Below are 16,174 nucleotides of genomic sequence, written 5' to 3' on the forward strand. Positions count from 1 at the left end.
TCCATGTCCGAGATCATGCCGGAAGCGGTGGTGTGCATTCCGAGTTTCCGCCGGCCGGAAGGCCTGAAAAAGACGCTTCGGTCGCTCGCAGCCCAGAAGGTCGATTTTCCCTTCGCCATCGTCGTGGTCGATAATGACGGCGCGGGCCAGGCGGGTCTTGCGGTCGCGCGCGCCTTTTTCGCCGAAAGCGGCATGGCCGGAGAGGCATTGGTCGAACCCACGCAGGGCAATTGTTACGCCATCAACACGGCCTTCCGCACCGCCAGGCAAAGCTATGCTTCGGCTGAGTGGTTCCTGATGATCGATGACGACGAGGCCGCCTCCCCCGTCTGGCTTGCCGAAATGGTTTCGGCGGCGAAATCCTTCGGCGTCGATATCGTCGGCGGACCGGTCAACCGGGAATTCGACGCACCGGCTTCGAAGGCGGTTCTCTCGCATCCGCTGTTCGGCTCCATCGAAGCGCCGACCGGCCCTGTCGAGCAAATCCACGGATCGGGCAATTGCCTGATCTCACGGCGGGTTTTCGAGACGCTGGCGAAACCGGAATTCGACGTGCGCTTCAACTTCCTCGGCGGCGGCGACATGGATTTCTTCACCCGCTGCCGCAAGGCCGGTTTCAAATTCGCCTGGAATGCGCAAGCCCTCATCATCGAATATGTGCCGGAAAACCGCATGGCGCCGCGCTGGATCATGGAGCGCTCGCTCCGAACCGGCATCATCAATTACAGCATCGACCGTGCCCGACGCCCCGGCCTGAAAGGCGGGCTGCTGCTTGCCGCCAAAAACGCCGTCAGCCTGTGCCTGTCTCTTGTCCGCGCCGTTTCCGCCTTCGTGAAAACCGGAACCCTGCTGCCAGCCACGCATCCGCCGCTGATGTCCATCGGCCGCGTGATGGCGAGCCTCGGCATTACGCTCACGCCCTACAAGGCGCCGGCGAAGAAGACCTGAAGCAGGATAGATTCGGCTCAGCTGAGGGTTTTTTGCCTGCCGAGCGAGATCGTATTCGTGAACCGTTTCTGGAAACCGAACGACGACAAGGCCGTCGCAAGGACGAGGAGCGGCACGAGCACCGGCCAGAAGAAACAAAGGACAATGCCGGTGACGCGATAAAAATCCCAGTCCTTGTCGCGGCGGGCGCCTTCGATATAGGTCATGGCGAGAGAGGTAACGGTGCCAATTCCATATATAAAAAGAGAAATGGACGTAATCACCATCGGTGGCCTCAATAAATCTATGATTCGAATAAATTTGTAATATTGATGCAGTGTAGCGCAGATGTTCGCAGTTGCAACGGATTTCAGCGACGCAGCGCATCCATTCAATAAGTTAGGGGAATCTTATATTGTCGGGCGGGAGGCGCGCGGGAGTTTTATTCTTCGCGCGGCAGCTGCTTGTCGCGATGATCTAGCGACCTTGTCCCGAAGCCCCGAAGCGATACTTCAGCAGCGAATATATGGCGATAGGATTGGTCAGCAGGTAACGTTTTCCAAGCCGCTTCGGCTCGAGCATGGCCCGGTAAAGCCATTCCAGCCCCATATCCTGCATCCATTGCGGCGCCCGGCTGTTCTTGCCGGCGAGAAAATCGAAAAGGCCGCCGCAGGTCTTGATCACGGCGATGCCGGAAAGCCTGTCCAGATTGCGCGAGACGAAACGCTGCTCCAGCGGTATGCCGAAGCCAACCCAGAGAATGTCCGTCCCGGATGCTGCTATATCGGCGAGGATCGCCTCTTCCTCGGCCCGGCTGAAGTAACCGTTGCGTCGGCCTGCAAATATAAGGCGCGGATAAAGCCTCTGCATTTCTTCGACCGCCGCGCGGTTCACCTCTTCGGAGCCGCCGAGGAAATAGAACCGGCTGCCCGTCTCTTCGGCAGGCTTCGCAACCGCATGAACGAGATCCGTCGTCGCAACCCGTTCTCTCAACGCCTTCGGGCAGAATTTGCGGGAGAAAATCACCAGCGACATGCCATCGGCATGAATCTGGTCCGCCTGTCGCAGCATGGCGTCGAATTCCCGGTCGTGATGGCAGAGCGCGATGACCTGACCGTTTGCCGATGTCGAATAAAACGGTCTTGCACCGGCCGCACGCGCCGTCGTCGCGCGCAGGATGAAATCCCGCGCCGTTTCGTCGATGGTCGCGTCGGTAATGGGCAACGCCGCAAGCGGAACAACCGGCCAGACCTGACCAGTCTCCTCCGCATCCGGCATCTCTCTCCCTGTCATAATCTGTCCGGTGTCCAAGATAGGCATCGTTTCATTGTTATATTCACACTTATGCTTAGGGTATAAGGTTTCAAACACTACGAAGAACTATCATTAATATTTTTATAAATCCCCGTATGCGGCAGGCATTTTACACGCCTGAAGGTTGTGCGCCACATTTTCCGCCTATTCCGGTTTTCCAGCCGATGGGTTAAGGGACGCGGAAACCAAACCACGGAAGGGCTCCGGCCATGGAAACAATCTCGATCGACAATCGCGGCGATTTCGGCCTCTGGGCGATAGAACGGGCGAAAGAAATCGTCGCCAACGAGGCGTCCGATCTTGCCATTTCGGTTCGCGACGGCGACGAGGCGGGCATTCGCGATGCCGGTAATGCGCTGGGCGCTGCCATCGCCGCCGCCCTGCTCGAAGTTTATGACGGTCTGATTTCGGAAGAATAAGGCGGCACGCAGCCGCCTTGTCTTACCGCGCCGCGACATCCGCGTGATCGTCCCGGCGAAGATAACCCCAGAGGCCGAGCGCCACGGCAATTGCGAGACCAAGGAACAGGCCGCCCATGCCGCCGGCAATCAGGAAGGTCAGCTTGCCCGGCGGCCAGCTTCTGGAATTGGGCGCAACCGGCTGCGAAATCACCCGCACATTGGTGGAATCGATCGACTGCTGTTCGGCCAGCTGGCGCGAGCGGGTGAGATAAGTCTCATAGATCGCCGCCGCCGAGCGGGCGTCACGATCGAGATCGCGCAGCCGCACCTGCGCCTCATTGTCGGTAAAGACATTGGCGCGTTCCGCCACCGCTTTCAGCCGCAGGGCATCGAGTGACGAGCGCGCCTCCGCGACATTGATCTTTGCCGCCTGAAGGATACGCCGCGCCTCATCCGCCATTCCCTGTTCCAGCATCGCCCGCTCCGCACCCGCGGTCGCAAGACGCGGATGGCGCGCGCCATAGGTCAGCGTCATCGCACCGATCTGCTGTTGCAGCGTGCTATATTGCGCGCGGATCGTATTCATCGTCTGGCTGTCGAATATGGCGTCGCTCTGGGTGCGGTTCTGTGCAATCGCCGCCTCCATCTGCTTGAGGCGCGATTCTTCCTGAATGAGGCGCTGCTGGGTCGCAAGCACCTGAGCGTTCAGCTCACCGGAAGCCAAATTGCTGACGAGCTGGCCGTTATTTTCCTGCAGGCCGTTCTCGCGGCGGAAATCGGCCACGCGCTTTTCGGCGGCGGTCACATTCTCGCGCATTTCCTCGAGCCGCTTCCTGAGATCGTCAACGACGCGTTGACTACTGTCGGAGTTTGTCTGGAACAGCTCGCTTTCGAAAGCCTTCACGATGGCCTTCGATACCGTCACGGATTTTTCCGCGTCATTGGTCCAGACCGAAAGCGTCACGACAAAGGAGCGCGGGTCGCGTTCCGCCGCCACCCGATCGCCGAGCGAACGAAGCGCGCCGACACGGTTGTCGTCATCTTCCGGTTTCGATGAGAACATCGCCTTCAGCCGGGCGAGCGGCGGCGGGCTGATGAATTCAGGATCCTGATCGAGCTTCAGCTCGTCCACCACCCGTGCCAGCACGTTGCGCGAGGTGATGGTGCGCAGCTTGCTTTCCACCTCAAGGATTTGCGTGTCGCGCTGCTGGTTGGGCGAAAACACGCCGTCATTGACGACATTCAGGTTGGAGGGATTGACGACGATATCCGTATAGGCCTTGTAGCGCGGCGGCGTCATATAGGCATAGGTCAGCGCGCCGGCGACGCAGAGAACGATTGCCAGCACGATCCAGACGATGCCTTTGCGAAGCCAGAGGATGACGTCATCCACACCGATCCTGTCGAGATGTTTCAGGCCCGGCAGTGCCGCCGCCAGACTGCCACTCGGCGAAGCCGCCTTCACCGGCGTCTCGGCCGCAGCCGGCTCGGCGACGGTCTTCGCCGGTTTCGGCTCCAGATGCTCCTTCAGCACCGTGCGCTCGAAAACCTCGTCCTCATCCACCAGATCGTCCAGCAGGGAACCATGGGTTCTCGCGGCAGGCGCCGTTTTTTCATCGAGCGGACGTGCCTGCTTATGTCCCGCCTTTTGAAGCCTGTACATCAGCCAATCCAACTCGAACGAACCACAAAAAGGCCGGCAACAGAGGGTTCCCATCGTCGCCAGAGCCGCTATCGACGGACAAGTTTAAATATGACGGGTGAATTTTAGGTTACCCGCATCAGTCCCGCCATCATCGCCTATTCGCGTCCGCGTTGAAAGGGATGATTGACTTGAATGGATCGATACGGTTCTTTCAACCGTTATATTTTTGCATTATCCATTTGACCCTCAAAGATTTTATCGAAACGGAGTTTGGAATGAGCCTGAAATTTGGAACGAGCGGTCTTCGTGGCCTCTCCGTCGATCTGAAAGGAAAAGCCTCGGCCGTTTATGCCACGGCATTTGCGAGGCACCTTCTCACATCGGGCCAGGCAAAGGCGGGCGATCCCATTCTCGTCGGCCGCGATTTCCGCGATTCGAGCCCGGATGTTTCCGCCACCTGCATCGCCGCGCTCAAAAAAGCCGGCCTGACCCCGTTCGATTGCGGCACGGTGCCGACACCGGCGCTGGCGCTTTACGGCCTGTCGCTGAAGGCCGGCGCGCTGATGATCACTGGCTCGCATATCCCGGCCGACCGCAACGGCATCAAGTTCTACCGCCCGGACGGTGAAATCGACAAGCAGGACGAGACGGCGATTGCCGCTCTTGCCGCCGAAATCGAAGCGGAAGGCATCAGCGACGAGGCAGGCACGGCGGAGGACCATTCCGCCACCGCAGCCGAACTTTTCTATGAGCGCAACATCGCGCTGCTGCCGGAAAAGGCGCTCTCCGGCCTCAAGATCGGCGTTTACCAGCACAGCACGGTGGCGCGCGATCTCTTTGTCGACGTGCTCGCCCATTATGGTGCGGATGTCGTTCCGCTCGGCCGCTCCGAAACCTTCATCCCTGTCGATACCGAAGCGGTCTCGCCGGAAACGCTGGCCCTTCTCAAGAAATGGTCGCCGGAGCACGGTCTCGACGCCATCGTTTCCGCCGATGGCGACGGCGACCGTCCCCTGCTGACCGATGAAAACGGTGTGCCGCTGCGCGGCGACCTCATCGGCCTGATCACCGCCAATTTCCTCGGCGCCGGCGTGGTCGTCACCCCCGTCACCTCCAATTCCGGCATCGAGGCGAGCGGTTCGTTCGATGTCGTCCGCACCAAAGTCGGCTCCCCCTTCGTGATCGCGGGCATGGCTGAGGCGCTCGCCGCCGGCAAGAACGGCGTCATGGGCTTCGAGGCCAATGGCGGTCTGCTGACGGCCTCCGCCTTCACACTTAACGGCCGGGCGCTTTCGCCGCTGCCGACACGTGACAGCTTCCTGCCGGTTCTCGCCGTGCTGCTTCTCTCGGCAGAACAGAAAAAGCCGCTGTCGCAGATCGCCGCCGCCTATAACCTGCCGGTCGCCGCCGCCGGCCGCCTGGAAAATTTCGCGCAGGAAAAGAGCGCCGCCCTGATGACGCATCTGCGCGCCTCGCGCAGCAATCTCGAGGCCTTCCTCGCGCCGGTCGGCACCGTGAAGGCGCTGAGCGACATCGACGGCCTGCGCGTCGCGCTCACCGATGGCAGCACCATCCATTTCCGCCCATCCGGCAACGCTCCCGAAATGCGCTGCTACGTCGAAGCCGCCAATCAGGACGAGGCCGAAACGCTTTTGAACAAGGGGCTCGATCTCATCCGCAATTTTGGGTGAGAGTGGATGCCGCATACGCGATGGTGTAAGCTGCACGCATGAAGAGAACGGACGCAATCAGGAAACTCAAGCGCCACGCCCATGCAGTGAAAAGCATGGGCGCGACGTCGCTCTATCTTTTCGGATCGACGGCCCGCGATGAGGCCCTTGCCTCCAGCGATCTGGACATCTTCATCGACTATGATCCGGGCCGCCGTTTCTCGTTGATCGATCTCGTCGGTATCAAGCAGTTTCTGGAAGAAGAATTGGCCGTGGAGGTCGATGTGACGACACGCAACAGCCTCCACCCGCTGCTCCGGAATGACATCGAGCAATCCGCCGTACGGATATTTTGATGACCAGACGCAAAACTGAGGACTTATCAGCGCGGTGTCGCAAATGTCGCACCCCGCCCGTGCCCTGTTGCTCTTCCGGCTCCATGGAGCGATAAGGACCGGAGGGCCACGAGAGGCGGATTATGAGCGGCGAGACCATTACCCTTTATGAAGCGATAGGTGGCGATGCGACCGTCAGGGCACTGACCCGGCGCTTTTACGAATTGATGGATACCCTGCCGGAAGCCGCGCGCTGCCGCGCCATCCATCCCGCCGATCTTTCCGGCAGCGAGGCAAAGTTTTACGATTATCTGACGGGATATCTTGGCGGACCGCCCGTTTATGTCGAGAAACACGGCCATCCGATGTTGCGGCGGCGCCATTTCGTCGCCCCCATCGGCTCCGCCGAGCGGGATGAATGGCTGCTCTGCTTCCGCCGCGCCATGGACGAGACCATCGAAAATTCAAAGCTGCGCGAGATCATCTGGGCGCCGGTCGAACGGCTGGCCTTTCACATGCAGAACCAGGAGGCGGACAGCCAATGACCACGCAGAGCGCGACCATCGCAAGCCTGCCCCGCGACAGATTGCGGGCCTTCATTCTGTTGCTGGGCGGCCTTCTGGGCGTGGCCGGCGTGATGCTCGCAGCCGCCGCCACCCATACCGGCGAAACCTATATGCTCGGCAATGCCTCGGCCATGGCGCTGGCGCATGCGCCGGTGCTGGTGGCGCTTCATATCGGCGCGGATCGCATCAGAACCGCCATTCCGGCAGGCCTGATCCTCGGCCTCGGCACCGCGATCTTTGTCGGCGATCTCGTCACCCGGCATTTTTCCGGCCACAGCCTGTTTCCCTACGCCGCACCCACGGGCGGCCTCGGCATGATTGCCGGATGGCTGGTGCTGTGCGCAGGAGCGTTTCTGAAGCCGAAGGGTTAGGCTTTAGCCCTAACGCCGCGTCCAGCGAAACGACAGGATATTGCGGCCCTCTTCGGCCGCCGCTCCGATTTCGAAGGACGGCGTTTCACCGGGCTGGCGGGTGCGCAGATAGGGAAAGGTCACGACATTGCCGCCGCTTCCGGCAAGGCGGTTGCGCCTTTCGCGTTCACCGATGATTTCATAGATATCCGTCAGGGCCGGATCGGCAGCCTGCTCGGCCATCTTGTGCAGTTCCACACGGCAGGCTTCCGCCGCCGGCTCTTCACCCTTAAAATTATTGCGCTCGTCGCTCATCGCTGGAGGTCCGTTCATTCATGGTCTGCAGCGCCCGCTCCAGACTGGATTTGCTGCCGTTGCGCAGCGGAATGAACGTCTTGCCGAATTTCTTACAACCGGACTTCACCCGCAGACACGCATCGTGGCTGATACAGTCAATCGGGCAGAAAACGCAGTCGACGGAGGGAAGCACGGTATCGATGCGCGAGACGGCCTCACGCAGGCCGCCATCGTGATGAATGAGCTCCGCGCCGAAATTGCTGGCGATCTGGCGAAGATGCGCAACCTGACAGTCACGGCCGCCGACATAAAGAAAGCTTTTCGGACCGGAAAGCTGCTGTTCGGCCACGTCCCGCTCAGTCAGGGGAGCGCCCTTGCCCTGCTTGCCGCCGCGTTCGGCCTTCTTCTTTTCCTTGCGTGCCATTCCCTCACCTGCCGGTTGATTTTTCAATGCCCCGGACGTTCGGGATGCCGGCACCATAATAAAGATGAGTTTTGGAGTAAAGTATAAAGGTGATAATTTTCCTCATGTTTTTACATAAAGAATCGATCGCTTAGAGCATTTCCAGGAAAAGTGGACCCGGTTTTCCGTCCGGAAATGCGCCAAAACACTCTAGGCGCGAGAACGGCCCCGTTCAGCCGTTTATCCGCAATCCGCCCATGAAAAGCTGCTCCAGATGCCGGGCCGCATCCTCGAAACGGCCCTCGCCGCCATTCTTCTCACCCAGCACCGCCCGCACCTGCACATCGAAATCCGCATAATGCTGGGTGGTCGACCAGATGGAAAAAATAAGATGATAGGGATCGCATTTGGCCATCCGCCCCGCCTTCACCCAGGCGCGGATCACCTCGGCCTTTTCATCCACCAGTTGTTTCAGCGGCCCTTTCAGCTCATCTTCGATATGCGGCGCGCCCTGCAGGATCTCATTGGCGAACAGGCGGCTTTCACGCGGGAAATCGCGCGACATTTCCAGCTTGCGACGAATATAGGAGCGAATCTCGCTTTCAGGATTGCCCTCGGCATCGAAAGCGCGCAGCGGGTCGAGCCATGTGTCCAGCACGCGCTCGATCAGCGCGCGATGCATCGCCTCCTTGGTGCGGAAATAATAAAGCACGTTCGGTTTCGACATGCCGGCCGCCTCGGCAATCTGGTCTATGGTGGAGCCGCGAAACCCGTTTGTGGAAAAAACACTGAGCGCGGCTTCAAGAATCGCTTCCTGCTTTTCTTCCTGAATGCGGGTCCGCTTCTGTGTTTTCGCTGCGCGCGGTATGGCCATTCTCAGCTCTCTGTTTCTTTTCCATGCAATTGCCGTTACAGTATGCTTAAAAAATAATCTACGCGTACAGTTTAGGCAAAATTACTGCGATTCGTCACGAAAATCCCTTGCTGACGCCACCGCGAATTTGCAATGTTTACCAGCCGGTCAATTTATCCCCCATCGCCATCACAAGGCAATGGCTGTTATCTTAACCGGCAAAAAAGGGAACGGCACAAGCTTTGCTTCGATAAAAACAAAACGGGTGAGGACGACACTTCATGGCGGCGGGTAAGAACTTGACGGTCAATGGCGACCGTCTGTGGGACAGTCTGATGGATATGGCGAAGATTGGCCCCGGCATTGCCGGCGGCAATAATCGCCGCACGCTGACGGATGAGGATGCGGAAGGCCGCAGCCTGTTCCAGCGCTGGTGTGAAGCGGCCGGGCTGACGATGGGCGTCGACCGCATGGGCACCATGTTCGCCACCCGCCCCGGCGAGGACCCGAACGCGCTTCCCATTTATATAGGCAGCCACCTCGACACCCAGCCGACCGGCGGCAAGTTCGATGGCGTGCTCGGCGTATTGGCCGGGCTGGAGGTGGTGCGCAGCCTGAATGACTTGAACATCAAAACCAAACACCCGATCACCGTCACCAACTGGTCAAACGAGGAAGGCGCGCGCTTTGCCCCGGCCATGCTGGCCTCCGGCGTCTTCGCCGGCATTCACGATCTCGATTATGCCTATGGCCGCACCGATACCGACGGCAAGACCTATGGCGAAGAGCTGAAGCGCATCGGCTGGCTGGGCGAGGAAGAGGTGGGCGCGCGCAAGATGCACGCCTATTTCGAATATCACATCGAGCAGGGGCCGATCCTGGAAGCGGAAGGCAAACAGATCGGCGTCGTCACCCATTGCCAGGGCCTGTGGTGGCTGGAAGTGACGCTGACGGGGAAGGAAGCCCATACCGGCTCCACCCCGATGGCCATGCGCGTCAATGCCGGCCTTGCCGCCGCCCGCATTCTCGAAAAGGTGCAGGAGGTGGCCATGGCCCACCAGCCGGGCGCCGTTGCCGGCGTCGGCCAGATGATCTTCACGCCCAATTCCCGCAACGTGCTGCCCGGCAAGGTGGTCTTCACCATCGACCTCAGAACCCCCTCACAGGCGAAACTCGACAGCATGCGCGCCATCTTCGAACGCGAAGTGCCGCAGATCGCCGAAGAACTCGGCGTCGGCTGCTCGATCGAAGCCATCGGCCATTTCGATCCCGTTACCTTCGACCCCGTTCTGGTCGGCCGCGTGCGCTCTGCTGCCGAAAAACTCGGCTACAGCCACATGGACATCATTTCCGGCGCCGGCCACGATGCCTGCTGGACGGCAAGGGTCGCCCCCTCCACCATGATCTTCTGCCCCTGCGTGGACGGGCTTTCCCACAACGAAGCCGAGGAGATTTCGCCGGAATGGGCGGCGGCCGGCTGCGACGTGCTGCTGCATGCGGTGCTGGAGACTGCGGAGATCGTGGAATGACCGCCACCATCATCAAGAACGGCACCATCGTCACCGCCGACCTCACCTATAAGGCCGATGTGAAGATAGAAGGCGGCAGGATCACCGAGATCGGACCGGATCTGACCGGCGGCACGGTACTCGATGCGACGGGATGTTTCGTCATGCCCGGCGGCATCGATCCGCATGTGCATCTGGAAATGCCCTTCATGGGCACCTATTCCGCCGATGATTTCGAGAGCGGTACGCGGGCAGCACTTGCCGGCGGCACGACCATGGTGGTGGATTTCTGCCTGCCGGAACCCGGCCAGTCGCTTCTCGACGCCCTGCAAAGATGGGACAACAAGGCGACGCGGGCCAATTGCGATTATTCCTTCCACATGGCCGTCACCTGGTGGGGCGAGCAGGTCTTCGATGAGATGAAGACGGTGGTTCGGGAAAAGGGCATCAACTCCTTCAAGCACTTCATGGCCTATAAGGGCGCGCTGATGGTGAATGACGACGAGATGTTCGCCTCCTTCTCGCGCTGCGCCGAACTGGGCGCCATTCCCTTCGTGCATGCGGAAAACGGCGATATCGTCGCGCAGATGCAGGAAAAGCTGATGGCGGAAGGCAATACCGGGCCGGAGGCGCACGCCTATTCCCGCCCGCCCTCGGTGGAAGGCGAGGCCACCAACCGCGCCATCATCATCGCCGATATGGCCGGCGCTCCGCTTTACGTCGTCCACACCTCCTGCGAGCAGGCGCATGAAGCAATCCGCCGCGCCCGCCAAAACGGCATGCGGGTTTATGGCGAACCGCTGATCCAGCACCTCATCCTCGATGAAAGCGAATATGCCAATGCCGACTGGGATCACGCCGCCCGCCGGGTGATGTCGCCGCCCTTCCGCAACCGGCAGCATCAGGACAGCCTCTGGGCGGGGCTGGCCTCCGGCTCGCTGCAATGTGTGGCGACCGACCATTGCGCCTTCACCACCCAGCAGAAACGCTTCGGTATCGGCGACTTCCGCAAGATTCCGAACGGCACCGGCGGGCTCGAAGATCGCATGCCGCTGCTCTGGACTCATGGCGTGGCGACCGGCCGCCTGACGATGAACGAATTCGTCGCCGTCACCTCCACCAACATCGCCAAGATCCTCAATATCTATCCCAGAAAAGGCGCGATCCTCGTCGGCAGCGATGCCGATATCGTCGTCTGGGACCCAGCGCTTACAAAAACCATCAGCGCGGCAAGCCAGCAGTCGGCCATCGATTACAATGTATTCGAAGGGCAGAAGGTGAAGGGCCTGCCGCGCTTCACCCTCTCGCGCGGCCTCGTCAGCGTCGAGGAAGCCACCATCGAAACCCAGCCCGGCCACGGCCAGTTCGTGGCCCGCGATCCCTATCCCGCCGTCAGCCGCGCACTTTCCACCTGGAAAGAGCTCGTTTCGCCGCGCCGGGTGGAACGCAGCGGCATTCCGGCATCGGGTGTATGACCATGAGCACTGAAACGAAACGTGAAATTCTCATCGCCGCCGCCATTCTGCTCAACGAGAAGCGGCAGATGCTTGTCGTGCGCAAGCGCGGCACGACGCAGTTCATGCAGCCGGGCGGCAAGATCGATCCGGGCGAAACGCCGGAACAGGCGCTGCGCCGCGAACTCGCCGAGGAAATCGGCCTGACGTTGCCTGACCATGCGGTTCGTTACGAGGGTATTTTCCGGGAAGAGGCCGCCAATGAGCCGGGAGCCGATGTCGTCGCCCATGCCTTCACCGCCAGACTGCATACCGAGGTCATGCCGCAGGCGGAAATCGAGGAAGTGCGCTGGCTCGATCTCGACCATCACCCCGGCGTGATGATCGCCAGGCTCACGGAAACCCAAATGCTGCCGCTGGCGCGCGCGGCGCTGACGGAAAGCGACAATTAGCCAAGATGAACCAGGCCTCTCCCTATTCCGTCGTTTCCGCCAGAAAGCTGGGCCTCACCTTCGAAACGGGGGATGGCCCGGTCCACGCGCTGTCCGATGTCGATCTGGAAGTCGGCAAGGGTGACTTCGTCTCCTTCATCGGCCCATCGGGCTGTGGCAAGACCACCTTCCTGCGGGTCATCGCCGATCTCGAAAAACACACGTCCGGCGACATCACCGTCAACGGCACGACGCCGGAAAACGCCCGCAGGGACCGCTCCTACGGTTATGTCTTTCAGGCCGCCGCCCTTTATCCCTGGCGCAGCATCGAAAAGAACATCGCCCTGCCGCTCGAAATCATGGGCTATACCAAGGCCGAGCAGCGCGAGCGCATCGAGCGCACGCTCGATCTCGTCAACCTCAACGGTTTCGGCAAGAAATATCCCTGGCAGCTTTCCGGCGGCATGCAGCAGCGCGCCTCCATCGCCCGCGCTCTCGCCTTCGATGCCGACCTGCTTTTGATGGACGAGCCCTTCGGCGCACTGGATGAGATCGTGCGCGATCACCTCAACGAACAGCTGCTGAAACTCTGGGATACGACCGGCAAGACCATCTGCTTCGTCACCCATTCCATTCCCGAAGCGGTCTATCTCTCGACCAGGATCGTCGTCATGTCGCCGCGGCCGGGCCGGGTGACGGATGTGATCACATCCACCCTGCCGCGGGAAAGGCCGCTCGAGATTCGCGAGACGCCGGAATTTCTGGCGATTGCGCATCGCGTGCGTGAGGGGTTGAAGGCGGGGCATAGCTATGAGGGGTGAGGCTGGAAAAGACGCCGTTGCGGCAAGCGTTACCCCCCTCTGCCCTGCCGGGCATCTCCCCCACAAGGGGGGAGATCGACCTGCGGCGAGGTATCGCCCATCTCGAGGCTTGAGGGCAAAACGGCGAGCGAGCCTCCTGCTGATCTCCCCCCTTGTGGGGGAGATGTCCGGCAGGACAGAGGGGGGTAAGCCGCACCCTCGGAGCAAACGTAACCCCCACCCACCGAGGGCAGCGCAATGACCCTCCTCCGCCACCGCATCCTCCCCATCCTCACCGTCCTCCTCGCCATCCTCATCCTCTGGCACCTCGCGGTCGTCTACCTCAACATGCCCTTCGCCCGCGACCAGGCCACCCGCGCCGGTCAAACGCCGGGCTTCTTCGAACTCCTGCCTCAAACCTTCGCCCAGGAGCGCCCGGTTCTCCCCGCCCCGCACCAGATTGCCGCCGAACTGTGGGACACCACGGTCAACAAGGCCATCACCTCCAAGCGCAGCCTCATTTACCACGCCGGCGTTACGCTCTCGGCCACCCTGCTCGGTTTCGCCATCGGCGCGGTACTTGGCATCCTGCTTGCCGTCGCCATCGTGCATAACCGCGCCATGGACCGCTCTGTCATGCCGTGGATCATCGCCAGCCAGACGATCCCGATCCTCGCCGTCGCGCCGATGATCATCGTCGTCCTGAACTCCATCGGCATTTCCGGGCTGCTGCCGAAGGCGCTGATCTCCACCTATCTTTCCTTCTTCCCCATCGTCGTCGGCATGGTGAAGGGCCTCAGAAGCCCGGAGACGATCCAGCTCGACCTGATGCACACCTATAATGCCTCACCCGGCCAGATTTTCTGGAAGCTGCGCTGGCCCTCGGCGCTGCCCTATCTCTTCACCTCGTTGAAGATCGCCGTCGCCATCGCGCTGGTCGGCGCCATCGTCGGTGAATTGCCGACGGGCGCCGTCGCCGGGCTCGGCGCGCGCCTGCTTTCCGGTTCCTATTACGGCCAGACGGTGCAGATATGGGCGGCGCTGTTCATGGCCGCCGGTGTGGCTGCGCTGCTGGTATCCATCATCGGCATCGCCCATGCCGCCGTCCTCAAGAGAATGGGAGCCCGGCCATGACCCATCCCGGCTGGTTTTTCGGCGCGATCCTGTTCTGGCTTGCCGCCTGGGCCTTCAACGAATGGCTGGTGCGCCGCCACGTCTCCACGCCAGCGGCAAAACGCATCGGCCGCATCGCCGTGCCGCTCCTCTTCGGGCTGGCGATCCTCGCACTCTGGGAAGGCGTGGTGCGCGGTTTTTCCGTGCCGCCCATCCTGCTGCCGGCTCCAAGCGCCATCCTCGCGCGGCTCGCCGGCTCCCTGCCGATCCTCTGGGCGGATTTCCGCCAGACTTTCCTCAAATCGGTGCTGACGGGTTATGTGCTGGGCTGCGGCCTCGGTTTCCTCGTCGCCATCCTCATCGACCGCTCGCCCTTCCTCCAGCGCGGGCTGCTGCCCATCGGCAATTTCGTCTCGGCTCTGCCGGTCGTCGGCGTAGCACCCATCATGGTCATGTGGTTCGGCTTCGACTGGCAGTCGAAGGTCGCCGTCGTCGTCATCATGACCTTCTTTCCCATGCTGGTGAACACGGTGCAGGGGCTTGCCGCTTCCAGCCACATGGAACGCGACCTGATGCGCACCTATGCCGCCGGCTGGTGGCAGACATTGGTGAAACTGCGCCTGCCCGCCGCCTGGCCCTTCATCTTCAACGCGCTGAAGATCAATTCCACGCTTGCGCTGATCGGCGCCATCGTCGCGGAGTTTTTCGGCACGCCCATCGTCGGCATGGGTTTCCGCATCTCGGCGGAAATGGGCCGCAGCAATGTCGACATGGTCTGGGCCGAAATCGCGGTCGCCGCGCTCGCCGGCTCCGGTTTTTATGGTCTCGTGGCGCTCGCGGAGCGGGCCGTCACCTTCTGGCATCCGTCCGTCCGTGGGGGACGAACGTAATAACGAAAAAGGGAACAGCGATGAAAATGAAACTTGCATCCATGCTTCTTGCCGGCGCGTCACTCCTGACCGCATTCGGAGCGCAGGCCGCCGACAAGATCACCCTGCAGCTGAAATGGGTCACCCAGGCGCAGTTCGCCGGATATTACGTCGCCAAGGACAAGGGCTTTTATGAAGCCGAAGGCCTCGATGTCGACATCAAGCCCGGCGGCCCGGACATTGCACCCGCCCAGGTTCTGGCCGGCGGCGGTGCGGATGTCATCGTCGACTGGATGCCATCCGCACTCGCCACCCGCGAAAAGGGCGTGCCGCTGGTCAATATCGCCCAGCCGTTCAAATCGTCAGGCATGATGCTGACCTGCCTGAAAGAAACCGGCATCACCAAGCCTGAAGATTTCAAGGGCAAGACGCTGGGCGTCTGGTTCTTCGGCAATGAATATCCGTTCCTGTCGTGGATGGCGCACCTGAAAATCCCGACCGCCGGCGGGGCGGACGGCGTGACCGTTCTCAAACAGGGCTTCAATGTCGATCCGCTGCTGCAGAAACAGGCCGCCTGCATTTCCACCATGACCTATAATGAATATTGGCAGGTCATCGATGCCGGCATCAAGCCGGAGGAACTCGTCACCTTCAAATACGAGGCGGAAGGCGTGGCGACGCTGGAAGACGGGCTTTACGTTCTGGAAGACAAGCTGAAGGACGCCAGGTTCAAGGAAGACATGGTCAAATTCGTCCGCGCTTCCATGAAGGGCTGGAAATGGGCGGAAGAAAACCCTGACGACGCCGCCGATATCGTTCTCGAAAACGACGCTTCCGGCGCCCAGACCGAAAAACACCAGAAGCGCATGATGGGCGAAGTGGCAAAACTCACCGCCGGCTCGAAGGGCGCGCTCGACAAGGCAGACTATGACCGTACCGTCAAGACGCTGCTGGGCGGCGGTTCCGACCCGGTCATCACCAAGGAACCCTCCGGTGCCTTCACCACCGAAATCACCGATGCGGCGCTGAAATAGTTCGAAGTGACGCCTAGATAATGGAGCGCGCGGGAGGTCCGCGCGTTCTGATTTATGATTGGTACCAGGGCGACAACTCTCTCGACGTCATCCTTGGGCTTGTCCCAAGGATCTAACCACGTCAACAAAATCACAACGTTGCAGATCCTCGGCACAAGGCCGAGGATGACGTCGGTGAGAATCGCTTAACTCGATTTCCCATCT

Annotated in this window: 19 protein-coding genes; 13 read left to right on the forward strand and 6 right to left on the reverse strand. The window is 60.8% G+C overall.

All coding sequences use genetic code 11. The annotated features are described in order from the left end of the window. Positions 1-3 precede the first annotated feature (3 nt). On the forward strand, positions 4-948 hold the full coding sequence (gene uppJ, locus EM858_RS21660; protein WP_127757929.1) for a polysaccharide biosynthesis UDP-hexose transferase UppJ: 945 nt from the start codon (positions 4-6) through the stop codon (positions 946-948). Between the two features lie 17 nt (positions 949-965). On the opposite strand, the gene EM858_RS21665 is transcribed toward uppJ, so the two are convergent. Further along, a complete protein-coding gene (locus tag EM858_RS21665) occupies positions 966-1,214 on the reverse strand; it encodes a hypothetical protein (protein ID WP_003520570.1) in 249 nt (82 codons plus the stop codon). Between the two features lie 190 nt (positions 1,215-1,404). Continuing rightward, complete coding sequence (gene uppL / locus EM858_RS21670; protein ID WP_127757963.1) at positions 1,405-2,205, reverse strand: polysaccharide biosynthesis UDP-hexose transferase UppL; 801 nt, start codon at positions 2,203-2,205, stop codon at positions 1,405-1,407. 245 nt (positions 2,206-2,450) lie between these two features. Between uppL and EM858_RS27220 the strand changes: the two genes are divergently transcribed. Further along, the gene (locus EM858_RS27220) at positions 2,451-2,660 is read left to right on the forward strand and encodes a hypothetical protein (RefSeq protein WP_003509414.1); all 210 of its coding nucleotides are present in this window, start codon (positions 2,451-2,453) and stop codon (positions 2,658-2,660) included. A gap of 22 nt (positions 2,661-2,682) precedes the next feature. On the opposite strand, the gene uppM is transcribed toward EM858_RS27220, so the two are convergent. After that, positions 2,683-4,305 (reverse strand): polysaccharide biosynthesis protein UppM, encoded by a 1,623-nt coding sequence (uppM, locus tag EM858_RS21680; protein ID WP_164865515.1) that lies wholly within the window; start codon positions 4,303-4,305, stop codon positions 2,683-2,685. 257 nt (positions 4,306-4,562) lie between these two features. On the opposite strand from uppM, the gene uppO reads away from it, so the two are divergent. From uppO to EM858_RS21705, 4 genes are all read left to right on the forward strand, one after another. Continuing rightward, positions 4,563-5,978, forward strand: coding sequence for a polysaccharide biosynthesis phosphomannomutase UppO (uppO, locus tag EM858_RS21690; protein ID WP_127757930.1), 1,416 nt, complete (start codon positions 4,563-4,565; stop codon positions 5,976-5,978). 38 nt (positions 5,979-6,016) lie between these two features. Next, positions 6,017-6,313, forward strand: a complete 297-nt coding sequence (locus tag EM858_RS21695; protein ID WP_003520575.1) for a nucleotidyltransferase family protein — start codon at positions 6,017-6,019, stop codon at positions 6,311-6,313. A 122-nt stretch (positions 6,314-6,435) separates the two neighbouring features. Continuing rightward, entirely contained in the window at positions 6,436-6,837 is a 402-nt protein-coding gene (locus EM858_RS21700) for a globin (protein WP_127757931.1), read from the forward strand. Beyond that, positions 6,834-7,229 (forward strand): DUF423 domain-containing protein, encoded by a 396-nt coding sequence (locus tag EM858_RS21705; protein ID WP_164865516.1) that lies wholly within the window; start codon positions 6,834-6,836, stop codon positions 7,227-7,229. The genes EM858_RS21700 and EM858_RS21705 overlap by 4 nt, the downstream gene beginning before the upstream one ends. Before the next feature lie 9 nt (positions 7,230-7,238). On the opposite strand, the gene EM858_RS21710 is transcribed toward EM858_RS21705, so the two are convergent. The 3 genes from EM858_RS21710 to rutR all read right to left on the reverse strand — a co-directional run bounded on the left by EM858_RS21710 (position 7,239) and on the right by rutR (position 8,782). Further along, complete coding sequence (locus EM858_RS21710) at positions 7,239-7,523, reverse strand: hypothetical protein (protein ID WP_127757965.1); 285 nt, start codon at positions 7,521-7,523, stop codon at positions 7,239-7,241. Then, on the reverse strand, positions 7,504-7,929 hold the full coding sequence (locus EM858_RS21715) for a DUF2325 domain-containing protein (RefSeq protein ID WP_127757932.1): 426 nt from the start codon (positions 7,927-7,929) through the stop codon (positions 7,504-7,506). Before EM858_RS21715 ends, EM858_RS21710 begins: the two co-directional genes overlap by 20 nt. Before the next feature lie 211 nt (positions 7,930-8,140). Then, positions 8,141-8,782 (reverse strand): HTH-type transcriptional regulator RutR, encoded by a 642-nt coding sequence (gene rutR, locus EM858_RS21720; RefSeq protein ID WP_003520582.1) that lies wholly within the window; start codon positions 8,780-8,782, stop codon positions 8,141-8,143. A 260-nt stretch (positions 8,783-9,042) separates the two neighbouring features. Between rutR and EM858_RS21725 the strand changes: the two genes are divergently transcribed. From EM858_RS21725 to EM858_RS21755, 7 genes are all read left to right on the forward strand, one after another. Further along, positions 9,043-10,290, forward strand: coding sequence for a Zn-dependent hydrolase (locus EM858_RS21725; protein WP_164865517.1), 1,248 nt, complete (start codon positions 9,043-9,045; stop codon positions 10,288-10,290). Next, entirely contained in the window at positions 10,287-11,744 is a 1,458-nt protein-coding gene (gene hydA / locus EM858_RS21730) for a dihydropyrimidinase (protein WP_127757933.1), read from the forward strand. Before EM858_RS21725 ends, hydA begins: the two co-directional genes overlap by 4 nt. Continuing rightward, on the forward strand, positions 11,741-12,175 hold the full coding sequence (locus EM858_RS21735; protein ID WP_065114023.1) for an NUDIX domain-containing protein: 435 nt from the start codon (positions 11,741-11,743) through the stop codon (positions 12,173-12,175). Before hydA ends, EM858_RS21735 begins: the two co-directional genes overlap by 4 nt. A gap of 5 nt (positions 12,176-12,180) precedes the next feature. Beyond that, positions 12,181-12,975: an ABC transporter ATP-binding protein gene (locus EM858_RS21740; RefSeq protein ID WP_127757934.1), complete on the forward strand. Its 795-nt coding sequence runs from the start codon at positions 12,181-12,183 to the stop codon at positions 12,973-12,975. Positions 12,976-13,212: 237 nt separating this feature from the next. Next, positions 13,213-14,088, forward strand: coding sequence for an ABC transporter permease (locus tag EM858_RS21745; RefSeq protein WP_003520587.1), 876 nt, complete (start codon positions 13,213-13,215; stop codon positions 14,086-14,088). Beyond that, the gene (locus EM858_RS21750) at positions 14,085-14,957 is read left to right on the forward strand and encodes an ABC transporter permease (protein ID WP_127757935.1); all 873 of its coding nucleotides are present in this window, start codon (positions 14,085-14,087) and stop codon (positions 14,955-14,957) included. Before EM858_RS21745 ends, EM858_RS21750 begins: the two co-directional genes overlap by 4 nt. Positions 14,958-14,977: 20 nt before the next feature. Continuing rightward, a complete protein-coding gene (locus EM858_RS21755; protein WP_127757936.1) occupies positions 14,978-15,970 on the forward strand; it encodes an ABC transporter substrate-binding protein in 993 nt (330 codons plus the stop codon). Positions 15,971-16,174 lie beyond the last annotated feature (204 nt).

Origin of the sequence: Agrobacterium sp. CNPSo 2736 (assembly GCF_004005385.1) — a bacterium.
Lineage (GTDB): Bacteria > Pseudomonadota > Alphaproteobacteria > Rhizobiales > Rhizobiaceae > Agrobacterium > Agrobacterium leguminum.